8 protein-coding genes and 2 tRNA genes are annotated in these 16461 nt (G+C 46.9%); 3 read left to right on the top strand and 7 right to left on the bottom strand.

Features of this window, described 5'->3' with window-relative positions; translation table 11 throughout:
- Window positions 1-2 precede the first annotated feature (2 nt).
- A complete protein-coding gene (locus OQV04_RS25190) occupies window positions 3-59 on the top strand; it encodes an IS1 family transposase (protein ID WP_003032489.1) in 57 nt (18 codons plus the stop codon).
- Window positions 60-179: 120 nt separating this feature from the next.
- On the opposite strand, the gene OQV04_RS19830 is transcribed toward OQV04_RS25190, so the two are convergent.
- The 3 genes from OQV04_RS19830 to shiA all read right to left on the bottom strand — a co-directional run bounded on the left by OQV04_RS19830 (window position 180) and on the right by shiA (window position 4111).
- Window positions 180-896, bottom strand: coding sequence for a YebC/PmpR family DNA-binding transcriptional regulator (locus tag OQV04_RS19830; protein WP_000532912.1), 717 nt, complete (start codon window positions 894-896; stop codon window positions 180-182).
- Between the two features lie 342 nt (window positions 897-1238).
- The gene (gene amn / locus OQV04_RS19825) at window positions 1239-2693 is read right to left on the bottom strand and encodes an AMP nucleosidase (RefSeq protein WP_001060244.1); all 1455 of its coding nucleotides are present in this window, start codon (window positions 2691-2693) and stop codon (window positions 1239-1241) included.
- A 101-nt stretch (window positions 2694-2794) separates the two neighbouring features.
- The gene (shiA, locus tag OQV04_RS19820) at window positions 2795-4111 is read right to left on the bottom strand and encodes a shikimate transporter (RefSeq protein WP_021570837.1); all 1317 of its coding nucleotides are present in this window, start codon (window positions 4109-4111) and stop codon (window positions 2795-2797) included.
- 314 nt (window positions 4112-4425) lie between these two features.
- On the opposite strand from shiA, the gene OQV04_RS19815 reads away from it, so the two are divergent.
- Window positions 4426-5478: a glycosyltransferase family 9 protein gene (locus OQV04_RS19815; RefSeq protein WP_099145435.1), complete on the top strand. Its 1053-nt coding sequence runs from the start codon at window positions 4426-4428 to the stop codon at window positions 5476-5478.
- A gap of 261 nt (window positions 5479-5739) precedes the next feature.
- Here OQV04_RS19815 and OQV04_RS19810 read toward each other — a convergent pair whose 3' ends face one another.
- The 3 genes from OQV04_RS19810 to mtfA form a co-directional block, all read right to left on the bottom strand.
- Entirely contained in the window at window positions 5740-13743 is an 8004-nt protein-coding gene (locus OQV04_RS19810) for an Ig-like domain-containing protein (protein ID WP_274446733.1), read from the bottom strand.
- Between the two features lie 312 nt (window positions 13744-14055).
- Window positions 14056-14131, bottom strand: a tRNA-Asn gene (locus OQV04_RS19805).
- Between the two features lie 100 nt (window positions 14132-14231).
- Window positions 14232-15029 (bottom strand): DgsA anti-repressor MtfA, encoded by a 798-nt coding sequence (gene mtfA / locus OQV04_RS19800; RefSeq protein WP_032281098.1) that lies wholly within the window; start codon window positions 15027-15029, stop codon window positions 14232-14234.
- Between the two features lie 93 nt (window positions 15030-15122).
- Here mtfA and OQV04_RS19795 point away from each other — a divergent pair.
- Window positions 15123-15212 (top strand) — tRNA-Ser (locus tag OQV04_RS19795).
- Between the two features lie 569 nt (window positions 15213-15781).
- Here the strand turns inward: OQV04_RS19795 and OQV04_RS19790 are convergent.
- Entirely contained in the window at window positions 15782-16312 is a 531-nt protein-coding gene (locus tag OQV04_RS19790; RefSeq protein WP_001079074.1) for a cytochrome b, read from the bottom strand.
- Window positions 16313-16461 lie beyond the last annotated feature (149 nt).

Here is a 16461-nt window from a genome sequence, read left to right as displayed (position 1 = left end):
CGGTGGAGCTGCATGACAAAGTCATCGGGCATTATCTGAACATAAAACACTATCAATAAGTTGGAGTCATTACCGGGGATTTTTTATAAGCAATATGACGAGTTAAACATTATATTTTTTATAAGGATTATATGAGATTAAAGAAATCTGCCATAAAGACAGATTTCTTTAAAATATAATTAGAGATTTGCGACGTTATGATAAACTTTTTGTACATCGTCGTCATCTTCAAGGGCATCAACAAGCCCTTCAAAGATTTCTAAATCTTCTGGGGAAAGCTCAACTTCAGATTGAGCAATCATTTCTAATTCTGTTGTTGAGAACTCAGTGATTCCAGCTGCTTTTAGAGCCGCGATTCCTTTATGAAGGTCAGTAGGTTCAGTATAAATAACAATGTTACCTTCTTCTTCAGTCACATCACGAACATCAACTTCAGCTTCAAGTAAAATTTCAAAAATATGGTCAGGGTCTGATCCTTTAAATACAATCACACCCGTATTGTCAAACATATAGCTGACAGAACCTGCCGCTCCGATATTGCCGCCTTTTTTATTGAAAATTGTGCGAACGTTAGCAATCGTACGGTTAACATTTGAAGTCAATGTCTCGGCGATAATCATTGAGCCATTAGGGCCAAAGCCTTCATAACGGCCCTGCACGAATGTTTCATCTCCGCCGCCTTTGGCTTTATCAATTGCTTTATCAATAACGTGCTTTGGAACTTGTGCCTGTTTTGCACGTTCAATAACGAATTTTAAAGATGTGTTTAATTCTGGATCGGGTTCACCTTGTTTAGCAGCAGCATAGATTTCTACACCGAATTTTGCATAAATTTTAGACGTTGCACCGTCTTTAGCCGTTTTTTTAGCAACAATATTGGCCCATTTACGTCCCACTGGAATGATCTCCTCGAAAATTTATTTACATTACTGGTAAATCGTTAACATGTGTTAATTCGGCATATTATATCATAACAGGAAAAATCTCGTCTATTAGAAATAAAAATATTCTAAAGTCATAATCTTATATTTAATTTTATAAAAACTTATATTGTTGGTGGGATTTTTTATAATTGTGTTTTGAAAGCATACTTGCTTTTAATATGTGGAAATCATTAAGACGATAATAAAACTCGTATCCGCCCAAGGAAGCAAACAGCCCGCGTTTATTGCGGGCTATTTGCCAGATGTCTTACTTAATCCTTCACATCTATTTTTGATAAGAAGGTTCAGAACTTATTATCGGAACGGCGGCTCATTAAAGGTTCGTAATTTACGTGAATGCAGTCGGTCGCCTTCTGCGCGCAGCAAATCGATCGCCCTAATGCCAATTTGCAGGTGTTCGGAAATAGCACCTTCATAAAAACGGTTAGCCTGGCCGGGAAGTTTAATCTCGCCATGCAACGGTTTATCTGAAACACACAGTAGTGTCCCGTATGGCACGCGGAAACGATATCCTTGCGCGGCAATGGTTGCACTTTCCATATCAATTGCTACGGCCCGGCTTAAGTTAAAACGAAGTGCAGAAGCTGAGTAACGTAATTCCCAGTTCCTGTCATCAGTGGTTACTACAGTGCCAGTACGTAGCCGCTGTTTAACTTCCTCACCGGGCCTGCCGCTCACCAGCTTGGTGGCGTCATAAAGCGCACGTTGCACTTCAGCAATGCTCGGAATAGGAATATCGGGCGGCAGAACCGCATCAAGAACGTGGTCATCGCGTAAATAAGCGTGTGCAAGTACATAATCGCCAATGGCCTGACTTTCACGTAATCCGCCACAGTGACCAATCATCAACCAGACATCCGGGCGTAGCACTGCCAGATGATCGCAGATGGTTTTAGCATTTGACGGTCCCACGCCAATATTCACCAGAGTAATACCCTGACCATCGGCGGTAATTAAATGCCATGCTGGCATCTGGTGTTTTTTCCATGCAAGGTCGGAAATGGCTTCTTCTGGCGCTTCGGTTTCGGCGGTGATCCAGTTCCCGCCAGCACAAGAAAGGGCAATGTAGGGACTATCAGGATCGAGGATCTGGCTGCATCCCCAACGAACGAATTCATCCACATAACGTGTGTAGTTGGTAAACAAGACGAACGGCTGAAAATGTTCAACTGGCGTACCGGTATAATGGCGCAACCGTGCGAGGGAAAAATCGACGCGGCGCGCATCAAAATGCGATAGCGGGGAGAATTCAGTTGGATGATAAATGCCGTCTGCAGTTTCATCGCCAATTTGCGCCAGTTCTGTTGTCGGGAAGTAGCGAGTTAACCCAGCGCTCATTGAGCGATCAAGTGTCAATTCAGAGCCATCGATGACATAAGGATAAGGGATTTCATGCTGCGAGGGTTGCACCGAGATATGCGCACCATAATCCTGATACAGCAACGTAAGTTGTTCATTGAGATACGAACGAAAGAGAGTAGGGCGAGTAATCGTGGTGGTGTAGCTGCCTGCGTGAGTAAAACGACCAAATGCGCGCGTTTTAGGGGGATTGGTTGTGCTACCGTCCCAGGTTACGGTCAGAGATGGATAGACAAAAAGACCTTGTTTGCGGGCGTTTTCATCAGGTAATTCGCCACTTGTAATATAGTTGCCAATGGCGTTGCGTAATGCGACTACAGATTGCTCATACAGCGCGTCGAGTTTATCCAGTGCCTGAGCTGGGGTCAGACCGGAGCCCTTATTATTCATGTGTGTCTCCTGTTCCATACAATTACCGCACATCCGATAGTATGTCACAGAAATGTGAAACAAAAGTGCAAGGCGAAGATCGGATGATCTTCGCCAGACTATCAAGCGCGTTGATTGTCTTTCATCAACAAAGCGGTTATTGCGGAAATCAGGCATCCAGCCAGCAAATAAATGGCGACGCTATGCCAGTTCCCGGCAAAGTAAGTGATGAGTGCAGCGGCAATAAAAGGTGTAAATCCACCACCAACCACACTGGCAACCTGATAACCGACTCCAGCGCCACTATAGCGATAACTGGCACCAAACATTTCGGTAAACATCGGTTGTTGCACACACACCACCATGTCATGCGCAATGTTTGCCAGCATTATGGAGAAGAAAACTATCCAGAAAATAGATTGTGCTTCAAGCGCCATAAAGAAAGGAAATGCGCTCAACGTTCCGATTAACGCACCTGTGATATAAACCCTGCGGCGACCAAAACGATCGGCAAGCCAGGCAAAACAGGGAATTGTCAGGCAGCTTAATCCACCTACCAGCAAACCAATATTAAGGAAAAGTTCGCGCGGTAACCCCATATTCTGAGTTGAATAATTAAGTGCAAACGCGGTAACGATGTACATTGTCAGCAACTCGCACAGTCGTAGCGCAATAATCTTCAGGAAAGCACCGGGATGTCGTAACAGCGCTTCGATAACCGGGATGCGTTTTTTCGCGGCCGCTTGATTATGTTGCTGTTGTTCAAATTCCGCAGACTCCTCCATGCCATTGCGCACCCACAATGCTCCCAGTACCAGTACGATGCTAAACAGGAAAGGAATACGCCAGCCCCAGCTTAAAAACTGTTCGTCAGTCGTCATCATACTGATCAATGAAACCAGTCCGGTTGAAAGCAGTAAACCTACACCGTAGCCAACTTGTACACCGCTACTGTAAAAGGCTTTTTTATTTTTCGGTGCACTTTCAACGGAAAGCAACGCCGCGCCTCCCCATTCGCCGCCGACGGCAAATCCCTGAATGGCACGCAGCGTCACCAGCAAAATAGGTGCCCACCACCCAATGGTCGAGAATGAAGGAAGAATACCAATCAAGGCTGTCGCGATGCCCATCATCCAGACGGTCAGCATTAACATGCGCTTACGTCCCAGTCGGTCGCCAAAGTGACCGAAAATGACACCGCCGAGCGGACGGAAAAGGAATCCGACGCCAAAGGTAGCAAATGCGGCGAGCGTTCCCATCGCCGGGCTTACTTGCGGGAAAAACTCGCGATTAAACACCAGTGCGGCGGTGATGCCATAGAGTAAAAAATCATACCAGTCGACGACGGCACCAGCGAAACTGCCTAACGCAGCTCGTCGGGCGCGACTTAACGAAACCGTCCTTTCATCGGGACGAGTGGAGATGAGCGTGGAGTCCATAATGATCCTGTTTGTACTGTCTTTTTATAATTAGTATGGAAAAGGTAACTCACATTGCCGTCGATCTATAAACGAACCTTATGAGACTACCTCGACAGAGCGCATCTGCAAATGATTTTATGGCTGATTAGCGGCAACATGAAAAATTCGCTGGAAGATGAAAGCGCGGGAGTTGCTGGTGTTGTTTAAGGATTAAGCAGAGGACCCACAGGTTCGAGATATGAAACATAAAAGTCCGCATATGCACAAAATTGCACCCTGATGATTCTGATAGACTGCATTGCATTATAACCAGTAGGGAGGCGAGGTTAGTTATGTTTTTAGTATCATTGTTGAGACGTATTGCATTTAGTTACTACGATTATAAAGCTTATAATTTCAATATTGAAAAAACAGACTTTGTTGTCATCCATATTCCCGATCAGATTGGCGATGCTATGGCCATCTTTCCTGTTATTCGGGCGCTTGAATTGCATAAAATTAAGCATCTACTAATTGTTACGTCGATAATTAATTTAGAAGTCTTTAATGCGCTCAAACTTGAACAGACTAAATTAACATTAGTCACAATGACTATGCAGGATCACGCAACATTAAAAGAAATAAAAGATTTAGCGAAGAACATAACACAGCAATACGGTACTCCGGATCTTTGTATAGAGGCGATGCGTAAAAAGAACCTGAAAACGATGTTATTTATCAGTCAGTTGAAAGCAAAAACGAATTTTCAGGTTGTTGGTTTAACCATGAAGTGCTATTCCCCTGTGTGTAAGAACGCGTCCCGGATGGATCAGAATCTCCGGGCTCCCGTACCCATGACATGGGCATTTATGATGCGTGAGGCGGGTTTTCCAGCAGTCAGGCCAATATATGAATTGCCACTAAGTGAGGATGTACTCGATGAGGTGCGCGAGGAAATGCGATCGTTAGGATCTTACATTGCGCTTAATTTAGAAGGTAGCTCGCAGGATCGTACATTTTCACTATCGATTGCAGAAAATCTAATAGAAAAAATTCAAAGTGAAACAGATATACCAATAGTGATCGTTCATGGACCAAAAGGGGAAGATAAAGCCAGGGTATTAGTGGATTGTTATAATAATGTCTACCGTTTATCCTTATCACCCTCGATTAAACGTTCAGCAGCAATCATAAAAGATGCTTATATCGCAATAACTCCTGACACCTCAATATTACATATGGCAAGTGCCTATAATACCCCCGTTGTTGCAATTTATGCTGATTACAAAACGCGATGGCCCGCAATGGCCGATGTTTCGGAGTCAGTCGTCGTTGGGCAAAAAATTGACAATATAAGTCTGGATGAATTCGCAAAGGCATTAAAAAGTGTTTTGGCGAGAATATGAGACAGTACTTATGCATAGTAATGCCGATCTGTTATGAACGGTGGTGTCATCAATACTCTGAGGCTGGTCAATCATCACAGAAAACCAGCCTTTGGATCAAAGCTGTACTCACCGGATACGATCATAGTCACACCGAACGCGAATCTGGCGGTATCGCATTTTTATTTATTCATTTTCGGTGAGAGAAGAGCAAGCTCTATAGAGGGAATGTAAAAAAGAGTGCCCCGAATGGAGCACTCTTTAAGAAATTATAACGAAAAATTAAATCTGTTTATAACACGCCCCATAAAAAAATTCATGCGTTTGATAAGTGTTTTGCGTCCCTGTTTCCAGGGAGACAATGTATTGTTGGCCTGCGCCTGCAGAATTAGATGACCAATATACCATTGAATAAAAATCAGCTTCGTTCATGTAATTTCCCATATCTCCCCATTCACCATACAGTGACCCTATTTCGCGCCGCATGTGTCCATTGCTTAAAAGGTCCGCGCGGGGAAGGTTGTAGCCATTACCGACCTGGTTGCTGCAGTAGTTTTCAGCCTGGCTTAATTGCATGAGGTTATTACCGTGATTCACCCACCAGCCCTTCACCCGTACTTGCGTTTGGTAAATAGCGCCACCTGATCTTGGGGTCGCCGTGATTATTACAGCATTTCTATCTCCGACATTTTTGAATGTCACCTTACCGGAAGTATCAACATCAACCCAGGAGGCAGTGCTTGAAAACGCATAATCAGCCGCCGTTTTTCCTGGTGCAAAGTTGTCATTATTCAACTGATAATACGCCCCGGTAAATCCCTGCGAAGGGAATGAAGCTGCCGGTAGGGTCGCACCATTGACTGACACTGTACCGGTCATTGGTCTGGCTTCCGCGCTAATGAATTCTATCGTGGTATTCAGACCTGCCTGGTGAACACCATTCAACACGGGGATCAGCGTTGCGATACCCTCTCCGCCGCCTGTAACAGTGGCTTTGTACTCGCCGGAGAAATTTTTGCTGTAGTCAATTGCACTAACTTGCACATAGGGCACGTTGGTACCTGATTGCACAAATTCCATCCCTTCAGAAACATTGATCGGATGGCCTGATAGATCGTGCAGAACAAGATGTAGTTCAGCACTTTCGGTAAAGTCCCCCTTCAGTGATGACCGGTTGTTCTTAAGGACGGACAGCGAAGCGTCTGCCGGGCCTGCCACCAGCGTTATATCTACTGTTTGCGCTCCACCATAGCTCGTTTCTGCGCTTACCGCGACGCTCCCCGTCATAGCTCCTCTAACGCTCGTTGTCGCGAGTCCGTTTTGATCGGTCACCGCTGTTAATGACGTCAATGTGGCAGAGCCGCTTTTTAAGACGAAGTTTACATTGACCCCTTCGACCAGGTTACCACTGCCATCCTCAACAGTAGCCTTTAGCGTGCTGATATCACTATTGTTGGCCGTGATAGTCGACGGATCAGCGATAAAACTAGCAACATGTGCGGTGCTTGGGTTGCCAGTAACCTTCACGGTTGTCTGTGTCTGAATAATTACGCCGCTATGGATCGATGCTGTCACCGCATATGTACCGACTTTATTGCTGGTCAGAACGACTTGTGCCTCACCTGAAGTGTTGGTTGTCGCTGTTTGGCTACTTAACGTTGCACCTTCGGGCGTTACGCTAAAGGTAACGAGTTCATGGCTCAATGGAGCCCCGTTTGCATGAGTTAACCTTACAGTCAGAGTTGCTCCCGATGGGTCATTGACGCCGATAAGTTGACTTGATGCCGTGAGTGTTAGTCTTAGATCGATTACCACCAGGTCCTTCTCATAAGAGGAGCCATTCGCCAGGGATGCTTTCACAGTATACGAACCGTATCTTTCGGGCGTCATGGTGACCTCAGCTATACCCTGGCTATTCGTAGAAACCGTATTCTGACTAATGACCATGTTAAAACTTGACGGCTCTGCACTGAATGTCACAAGTTGGTCAGCAACTGGATTGCCAAACTGGTCGTCGACGTGTGCTTTAACCGCTATGGGTTCTCTGATTATTACCTGACCTTCAGGCATTTCCAGACTGGTGATCGTCGCAGAATCAACATCTGCGTTGACAGTTAAAATTCGAATGGCGGCTTCGGTAGGTGCGATTGCCAAATTAGCTGTAACTACTTTCGTTCCAGCAATGGTGCTTGTCACAAGGATTTCTGCCTTACCCTGAGCATCCGTTTCGACACTGGTGTTACTCAGCGTGGTGGCGGGGCCGCGGAAATTGACCATGATGCCTTCTAGCGGGTTGCCGTAAGCGTCTGTGACGCTTGCCGTCAGGGTCGCGCCCTCGGTTGTGCTCGCGGTAAATGAGCCCGATGATGCGGTAAAACCAGCCAGTTTAGCGGTACCAGCATCGGCAATCAAAGTCACCGGCTTCGTATCACTGACACCGTAACTGTTCACGCTAACTGTCACGGGATAGGTGCCGGATTTTGTACCGCTCAGTGTAACTTCAGCCTTGCCGTTGATGTCAGTAATGGCGGAACCGCCTTGTCCGAGAGTAAAGCTTGCGCTCACATCTGCCGGTAGTGTGAATGTCACCGCCTCATTGGCTAACGGGTTGCCGTTTCCATCAGTCACTGTTGCCTGCAGCCTGGTCATCCCGACGTTATTAGCGATAAAATTGTCCTCGGTAACGTTAAGATTAACCTGCGCAGTGAGCGTATCCGCAGTAAAGTTCACCACCAACTGCTCACTCTTACCGCCAGTTATCGATGCTGTAACAGTATGAGCGCCTGCTTTTGTACCTTTCAGCGTGACTTTCGCTTTGCCATTGGCATCAGTAACCGCTTTACCGCCATCGCTCAGCGTGAAGTTCGTCCTCACATCTTCCGGCAGAGTAAATGTTACCTCAGTGTTGGCTATCGCATTGCCCTCTGTATCAGCGACTGTTGCTGTTAGTGTCGTGAGATCGTTATTGTCGGCAATCACCGGATCCTTCGAGGCTGCCAGCGTGATTTCAGCATTCGCGACGTTCGGCACATAGGTCACTGTTTGTTGCATCGAATCGCCATTGTCGAGGGTTGCCGTCACTTGATAAACCCCGGCTTTTGTAGCGGTAAAGCTTGCGTAAAAATTGCCGTCGTGGTTGGTAGTATATATAGCGTTATTACTGAGGGTCACGCCTTCACTTGGTGATACTCTGAGGGTTACCTCCTGCTGGGGTACTCCGTTGCCGTAATTATCCTTCACCTCAATATACAGATTGGTAGTGTCGCCTGCGGAGACTGTATCAAAGAGTGCCTGTAGCAAGGTGAGATGTGCCGTAGACGCATCAGCGTTGACATTAATTGATGTGCTAAGCGTGGAGCTACTATTTTCCAGACTGGCCTCAACGGTATCCGGTCTCGCTCCTGATTCTATCGAGGAGCGGGTATTGGTATAAGTGACGGTAGCCTTACCCTGTTCGTTCGTCACGGCTTGACCGCCGTTCGTCATTTCGGCTGTCGCTGCGTTGCTGGTGAAGTTCACAGTCACACCTTTCACCGGAAAGCCATTATTATCAACGACTGTGGCGGTGATGACGCTGCCGGAGCTGTTCTGCGGGGTACCGGCGATTATGCTGTCTGGGACAGGCGTCAACTCGATAATTTTTGCCGCCGCTGTGTCGCCAATAAAATGCACAGTTTTGTTGTCGCTGGCACCATTATTAGCCAGTGATGCAGTGACCGTCTGCTCACCAAAGGCAACGCCTGCGAGAGTGGCCTGCGCGATGCCAGACTCATTGGTATTACTTACTCCCGGGGTCAGGGTGAGTCCTGAAGAGGCTGAGCTGAATGTTACCGGAAGATTATTCACCTCATTGTCGAACTGATCTTTAACCGTTGCAGTTAGCGTTGCGTTATCGACGCCATTACCTGTGATCTCATCTTTTGACATCTGCAGGACAACCTGAGCCGAGGTTTTGTCCGCCACAAATGTTACCGGCTGCGAATCACTGGTATTGTTATTACCCAGCGTTGCGGTAACCGTATGCGTGCCCGCTTTTTTACCTTTCAGCGTGACATGCGCTTCCCCATTGGCCTGAGTGATGGCAATACCGTTATTTTCAAGGGTAAAGTTTGCCGCAACGTCCTGTGGCATGGTGAAGTTTACCGTTATCCCCGCCACCGGATGATTCGACGGATCTTTCACCATCGCCGTAAGCTGCACGCTGTCACTGTTATTCGTCACCACCTGTTGAGCAGGGATGTTCAGGGTGACCTGCGCGTTGCTGGCATCGGGCGCAATATTGACTGTCGTCGTATAGCCATTGCCGTTAAGCAGTGTGGCTTCGACTGTATGAACACCCAAAACCGTGCCCTTAAGAGTAACTTCAGCCACACCACTGTCGTTAGTATTGCTTTTGCTCTGACTAAGTTGAGTATCTGCCGGGTTGGTACTGAAGGTGACCTGTAGATCTTTTACTGCGTTATCAAAAGGATCTTTCACTGTTGCCGTCAGAGTCGTCTCATCCACGCCATTCCCAATGATTTCCGCTTTCGATGTTTGCAAAACGACAACTGCGCTGTCCTTATCCGCCACGAAGGTGACTGGTTGCGCATCGCTGGCATTATTGTTACCCAGCGTTGCGGTTACCGTATGTGTGCCCGCTTTTTTACCTTTGAGCGTGACATGCGCTTCGCCATTGGCCTGAGTGATGGCAATACCGTTATTTTCAAGGGTAAAGTTTGCCGCCACGTCCTGTGGCATGGTGAAGTTCACCGTTATTCCCGCCACCGGATGATTCGACGGATCTTTCACCGTCGCCGTCAGCTGCACGCTGTCGCTGTTATTCGTCACCACCTGTTGTGCAGGGATGTTCAGGGTGACCTGCGCGTTGCTGGCATCGGGCGCAATATTGACTATCTTCGTATCTCTGTTGCCGTTAAGCAGTATGGCTTCGGCTGTATGAACACCCAAAACCGTGCCCTTAAGGGTAACTTCAGCAATACCGTTCTCATTAGTATTACGCGCGTTCAGACTCAGTTGCGTGTCTGCAGGGGAGGTGCGGAAGACTACTGACAGATTTTTAACCACGTTATCAAAAGGATCTTTCACTGTTGCTGTCAGAGTCGTCTCATCCACGCCATTCCCAATGATTTCCGCTTTCGATGTTTGTAGAACGACAACCGCTCTGTCTTTATCCGCCACAAACGTCATTGGCTGTGCATCGCTGACATTGCTGTTAGCCAGACGAGCCGTGATCATATGCGTGCCCGCTAACGTGCCGGTCAGGGAGGCGATTGCAACCCCGTTACTATCCGTCATGCCTTTTCCGCCGTTGCTAATCGAGAACCGACTTGCGACGTCGTTTGGCACAGAGAAGGTGATTTCTTTATCTTTTAGTGGGTTGCCATTTTTATCCTGCAAGGTTGCAGTCATATGTTGCGGAGCTGTGTTGGTGACGGTGATATCACCTGAAGGCACACTGAGGGTCAGGGCAGCAGTACTTTGATCACCGATAAAATTCACCTGTTGATTAGCCTGAGAACCAGAGCTCACAGAGGCCGTAACCGTATAATCACCATTTTTCAAACTGGTCAGCGTAGCTGTGGCGATCCCGTCGTGGCTATTCACTTCGGTTTGGCTCAGTTTCGCTGCTGCTGAATTGACATTGAAGGTGACCTTGACGTCATTGAGCAGGTTGCCTTTTGCATCCCGAACTGTCGCGGTCATTGTGGCACTGTCATTGCCGTCAGCGACCACTTCATTTTTCGACTTCTGCAGATCAACCTGCGCGGTACTCGAGTCGCCGACAAAACTGACGATTAACGTTTGTTTCACGCCATTTTCAAGGGTGACTTCAACCGTGTTGTCTTCCTGCTTACTACTTTTCAGATCAAAAGTCGCCAGACCATTAACATCCGTTTTTGCGGTGTTTTGATTGTTAAAGGAAGTTTCCGATCCGCTTAATACCGCAAACGTGACGGTATGATCATTGATTGGGTTGCTTCCTTCATCAGCGACATTGACCGAGACGGTGTTTGCTGCATTCTCATTGGCGAGCACACCATTATTGCTGGCAGATAATGTCGCAATTTTCGCTGACTGCGGGTTGGCGTCGATGATAAATCCAGCGGTATGCAAATCTTCATTCCAGTTTTGCATTAACAGCTTCGCAGTAAGCCCACTGCCTTTGGTATAGGCGGTGTAGGTTGCCTTATAGACGCCATCTGCGGTTTCTTTCCAGTCTGTAGTGACACCAGGTTTCACGTTGTCGATGCTGACTGCGGTATTCAGTTGCTGTTTTTGCTCCTTAACAGGTTTGTCATTTTCATCTCTCAGTTCTACCGTCACCTCGATAGGATTCCCGGAGAGATAACGGTCCTTATCAATCTTAATTGACGAGTGAGTCCGGGATGACGAAACAGAAATGATATTCACCACGGCGGGGGCTTTAGCCGCATCCACACCGTTCAGCTGTGGCATCAGCGTCAGCGTGCCAGACATCGCTCCTGTGGTCAGGATCTGGGTATAGCTTCCGTCACCATTATCTTTCCAGTCAGAAAGGGTGATGTCCTGAACACCTTCGTGACGCGTCGAGAGCACCAGCCCGATAACAGGATTACCTGCTGCATCATGAGCAATAAAAGTTAGTGTGGCGGTTGAATGGGAATCCGCGTTCAATGTTTGGGTACTTAATGATACTGAGGAATCTTTCTGGCTTAGCGTAGGTGCCTGAACGACTACCATGCTCTGTTCACGATTCGACAAATTGCCTTTGACGTCTTCAGCGGTGACTTCAATCGGCCAGGTGTTATCGGTTTCTGGCGTACTGGTGAACCGGTAACCCGGCAGGGTAACCAGAATATCTTTACCCGTTGTAACCACTTTACCACCGGCAGCTTCCAGAGCGGTGGCTTCGACGTTATAGCCTTTCAGGGCATATTTGGTTTGTAGCGACGAAACCAGTGATTTCACTTCTCCTGACTTCCCTGTCACGGGGTCTGTCAGGGTCAGGCGAACCAGTTCTTTTTTGCGATATTCCAGAACGATGTTGTTGTTGCGATCCACCAGATCAAAACGGCTGCCTGCAAGGCTACGCCGTGCAGCGACTTCATTCGGGTCAAGCTGTTTCTGCATTGCGCTGCCAGGTTGCCAGGTAAAATCGACGGCAAAACGGGTGTCATTTTCGCCCTGTTTACCCTGGCGTTGCTCCGCGCTGAAGGTCATCAGCGGGAAGGGGGTATAGTTAAGTCCAGCGGTTATGGCATGAGGATTACTTTGCCGATCATCTTTATCGAACAGGGCCACTTCATCGCCATAATACTGTTCATAGACCAGTTTACCGCCAAGGTGCGGCCAGGCGGGTAACCAGCCTTCTGCGCGTACATCCCAGCCATTGGCCGGGCGTGCTTCATAATCGTTGTCCAGTTCAGGTGCGCTGCGCCAGTTTGTCAGTCGCAAATAGCCGTTACTGCTTAATTTTAGATAGTCGCGCCAGTACTCCGCGCCAATGCCGGCGCGGGAGTGGTAACGGCTAAGGTCGTGGTCGAAAAAGAAGTTGATGCCCGACATCCATGTGGGAGTGAAATGACGCCAACCCAAACCGTTGTTAATCTGCGTACGCTCGTCAGTACGGTGGAGAGTATGCTGACTGAAAAAGAGATTATCAGGTGTTTCATACCACGGATGGAGAAAATCGAACTGGGAGTTCTTCAGGCTAAAATCTTCATCCACGCCCAGCGTGATTCTTGCGGTACCGAAGCGGCTTAACCAGTCTGTCATTGCGCCTGAAGTCTGAGAAGAGGCCCATCCACGCGCCATATTTGCTGCTTGCTCGCTGTTCATATCTTCGGCGAGCAAAGACCCGATTTGCTGTGAAGTACTGGCTATCTGTTGCTCAAGGTTGCCACTGCTATTACCCGGTGGCGGGGTTAAATTATTTTCACTAACTTGTGCCGGGACATCCAGTTCATCACCCTGGCGGACATTATCAAAACCTCGAGCAAACGTACGAAACTGGTTGAGTTTGCGTAACTCAGCCACCGAAATACCGAAACGTTCAGCAACGCTTTGGGCCGATTCCAGCGCTCCAAGGGTGTAGGGCACCGTATTGGCATTTGCAATGGCAATTTGTGCAGGAACGGGTTGTTGGGTTGCGGCGTTTACCACACCTTGTGCTGCCGCAGCCATAGGGAACGCAAGTTGAGTTATCAGGCAGATACCCGCAGTTAAGCGGCGTAGTTTAATTCCCATCCCGCATAAGATTTGTCGGTCATTTATTTCTTCTCCACTTCTCTTCTTCGTAGCCATGCTTACCTTCCCTGAACGAGCTAACATAAATGCGCCCTTTCTAGCACAGCGAAAAAATGTAAATCCTGATAGCAATATGATTGAAAATTAATAACTTTTCGTTAGGCAGTTTTGGGTGTGAGTTGCAAGAGGGGAGACTACTGAATAACTCAAGTTTTATAATCGAGGGGAAAATGGTGATGGCGTTCATAGCAAAACGCCCTCAACCATAAAGGTCGAGGGCGCTTAAGATGTTAAAAACCCGCTATCCGTTAAAAAACAATGTTCAACTAAGATCAGTGACATTGCGCTAAGAAGCGAATTTTTAGAATTTGGCTCCTCTGACTGGACTCGAACCAGTGACATACGGATTAACAGTCCGCCGTTCTACCGACTGAACTACAGAGGAATCGTGTGAACGGGGCGCATATTACTTAGCGGTACCTTGTCTGTCAACACTAAATTTCATAAGTCATTTCAATTGGTTAATTAATCTGCAAAGTTGTTAATTAATGAACATTCGTCGCCGAAAACGAGTCTGTATCATTAGCGTGATGCAGTCTCTGCAAAGGATCTTGTTGATAAAATTGGCAGAAACGTTGCCACAATGAAGGGAAACGAGGAGCAAAAAGTTCTGGGGCGCTAAAGAAATATTCAGAAAGTACGGCAAAACATTCAGCAGGATCACTGGCAGCATAAGCATCAATGCTCGCCGCATTCTCGCCAACCAATTCGATTTCTTCCTGAATGTTGTTCATTGCAGCATGAAGATCGTGTTCCCAGCCAGCAACCTCACGCAACGGAATAAAGGGAACTCCGCTGGCGCGATCGCCGTTACGGGTGTCCAGCTTATGAGCGACTTCATGAATAATCAGGTTAAAACCAGAAGCATCAAAAGAATCTTGTATATCCAACCAGTTCAAAACGATAGGCCCTTGCTGCCAGCTCTGACCTGACTGAACAATACGTTGGTTATGCACCAGACCGATATCGTCTTCCCATTCATCATCGACCACAAATGGCGCAGGATAAATTAAGACTTCATGAAAACCATCCAGCCATTCCAGTCCTAACTCCAGAACGGGCAGGCAAAATAGAAGTGCTATCCGGCAGCTTCTTAATGAATCCAGTTCAAAGCCCTGTAAAGGAACAAGCCGCTTTTGCTGTAAAAAACGTTCGGCAAGAGTGGCTAATTTGCTTTGTTCCTGTTCTGTCAGACACGTTAAAAGAGGAATCGATAGTGCTTCCTGCCAGGGAAGGGCAGTTTGATGTGCTGATTCTTGTACTTTCCAGGGCCACTTAATCATCGTTTTGCTCGCAAACTCGTCACTTGAACAAAATTGCACGGACAGGGACTGTTAAAATGCCAAATTTCCTGGCATCATGGCAACCATCTGAACGGAGAGATGCCGGAGCGGCTGAACGGACCGGTCTCGAAAACCGGAGTAGGGGCAACTCTACCGGGGGTTCAAATCCCCCTCTCTCCGCCACTTTATCAATGACTTATCTCCCGACTTCCCGCCTTGCTTTTCCTAAACAGAACAATCGTAGAATATTCTTGAAGGGTTAGATCGTCACTGTTTTCTGTTCGATACTGTGACATTCAGCACTTGATTCGCTATGGATCTGACAGGAAGCTTTCGAGCGAAAATGTGCAGTTATTCAGTCGTTTTCTTATCGCTCACCATTATTCTTTTAGACATTCATCCTATGAAACTGCCGCAAAGTTGGTGGTGGGAACTGAAGTTGCGTAGAGAAGGGGTCAATAATTGAGTCAAAAAAGTAACGCGGCCGTCAGATTAAAGCCGCGGGACAAAGTCCATAATTTCCAAGAGTTGTTGAATTTCCCAGCTTTTTTGAAAGCCTTTGTATCATACTAACAAGTAAAAAAGGTTTAAATACAAAAATTAACCTGTATTTTTGATAAGTCTTACCATTGTACGATTTACACAGTTTCTGCTCCTCCTTGTTGATAGTGGAAAGGGTGCATTGTGCACTTGCGTAAACATTTATGACGCGTTGATGTCCATGGTTCACATTTCCTTGTCAGGGGATCGACTTATTTGCGGCGAGGCATCATTCGTAACAGAGTATTATCTTTCTGAATGTAGTGATGAAAGAGTGCTGCGCCAGCGTGAGCTGCGATTAAAAAGTAGCCTATATTTGCCCAGGTTTCGTGAATATTTTTTATCAGTGCTTTAATTTCGCTGTTTGGGGTAACAAAGGGAGACACATTGAAACCAAGGAAACTCCACGATTTTCCACTGTAAGCCATCAAAGCAATCCCCAGCAGAGGAAGTGCAAGGAAGGTTATATAAAGCATGATGTGCATTAGCGAAGCCGCTTTCATTTGCCAGGCAGGTGGCGGTGGCACAATAGAAGGATCACTATAACGGTGTTTTATAATCAGGCGTGAAAACATTAACACCCAAACGAATATACCCGCATTGTAATGTGTTTCTCGCATCAGCAGATAAGTACTACTACCTTTAGGAAACCAGCCACGGAGTTCCATCGCGGCATAGGTTATTGCAACGAAAAGCAGCGTTATCCAATGTAAATAAATTTGAGTTTTTGAGAATCGGTTCATTTTTGTAGCTCCTGTAATTTTCACAGTCAAGCTATCCCACGAACCTTAAAAATTCCTTATACAGATGTGGTTTTAGACTGGCCCCCTGAATCTCCAGACAACCAATATCACTTAAATAAGTGATAGTCTTAATACTAGTTTTTAGACTA

Origin of the sequence: Escherichia sp. Lx600-2, from assembly GCF_036662595.1 — a bacterium.
Classification (GTDB): domain Bacteria; phylum Pseudomonadota; class Gammaproteobacteria; order Enterobacterales; family Enterobacteriaceae; genus Escherichia; species Escherichia coli.
Note: the sequence above shows the minus strand (reverse complement) of the source record. Positions and strands in the feature narration are given on the sequence as shown.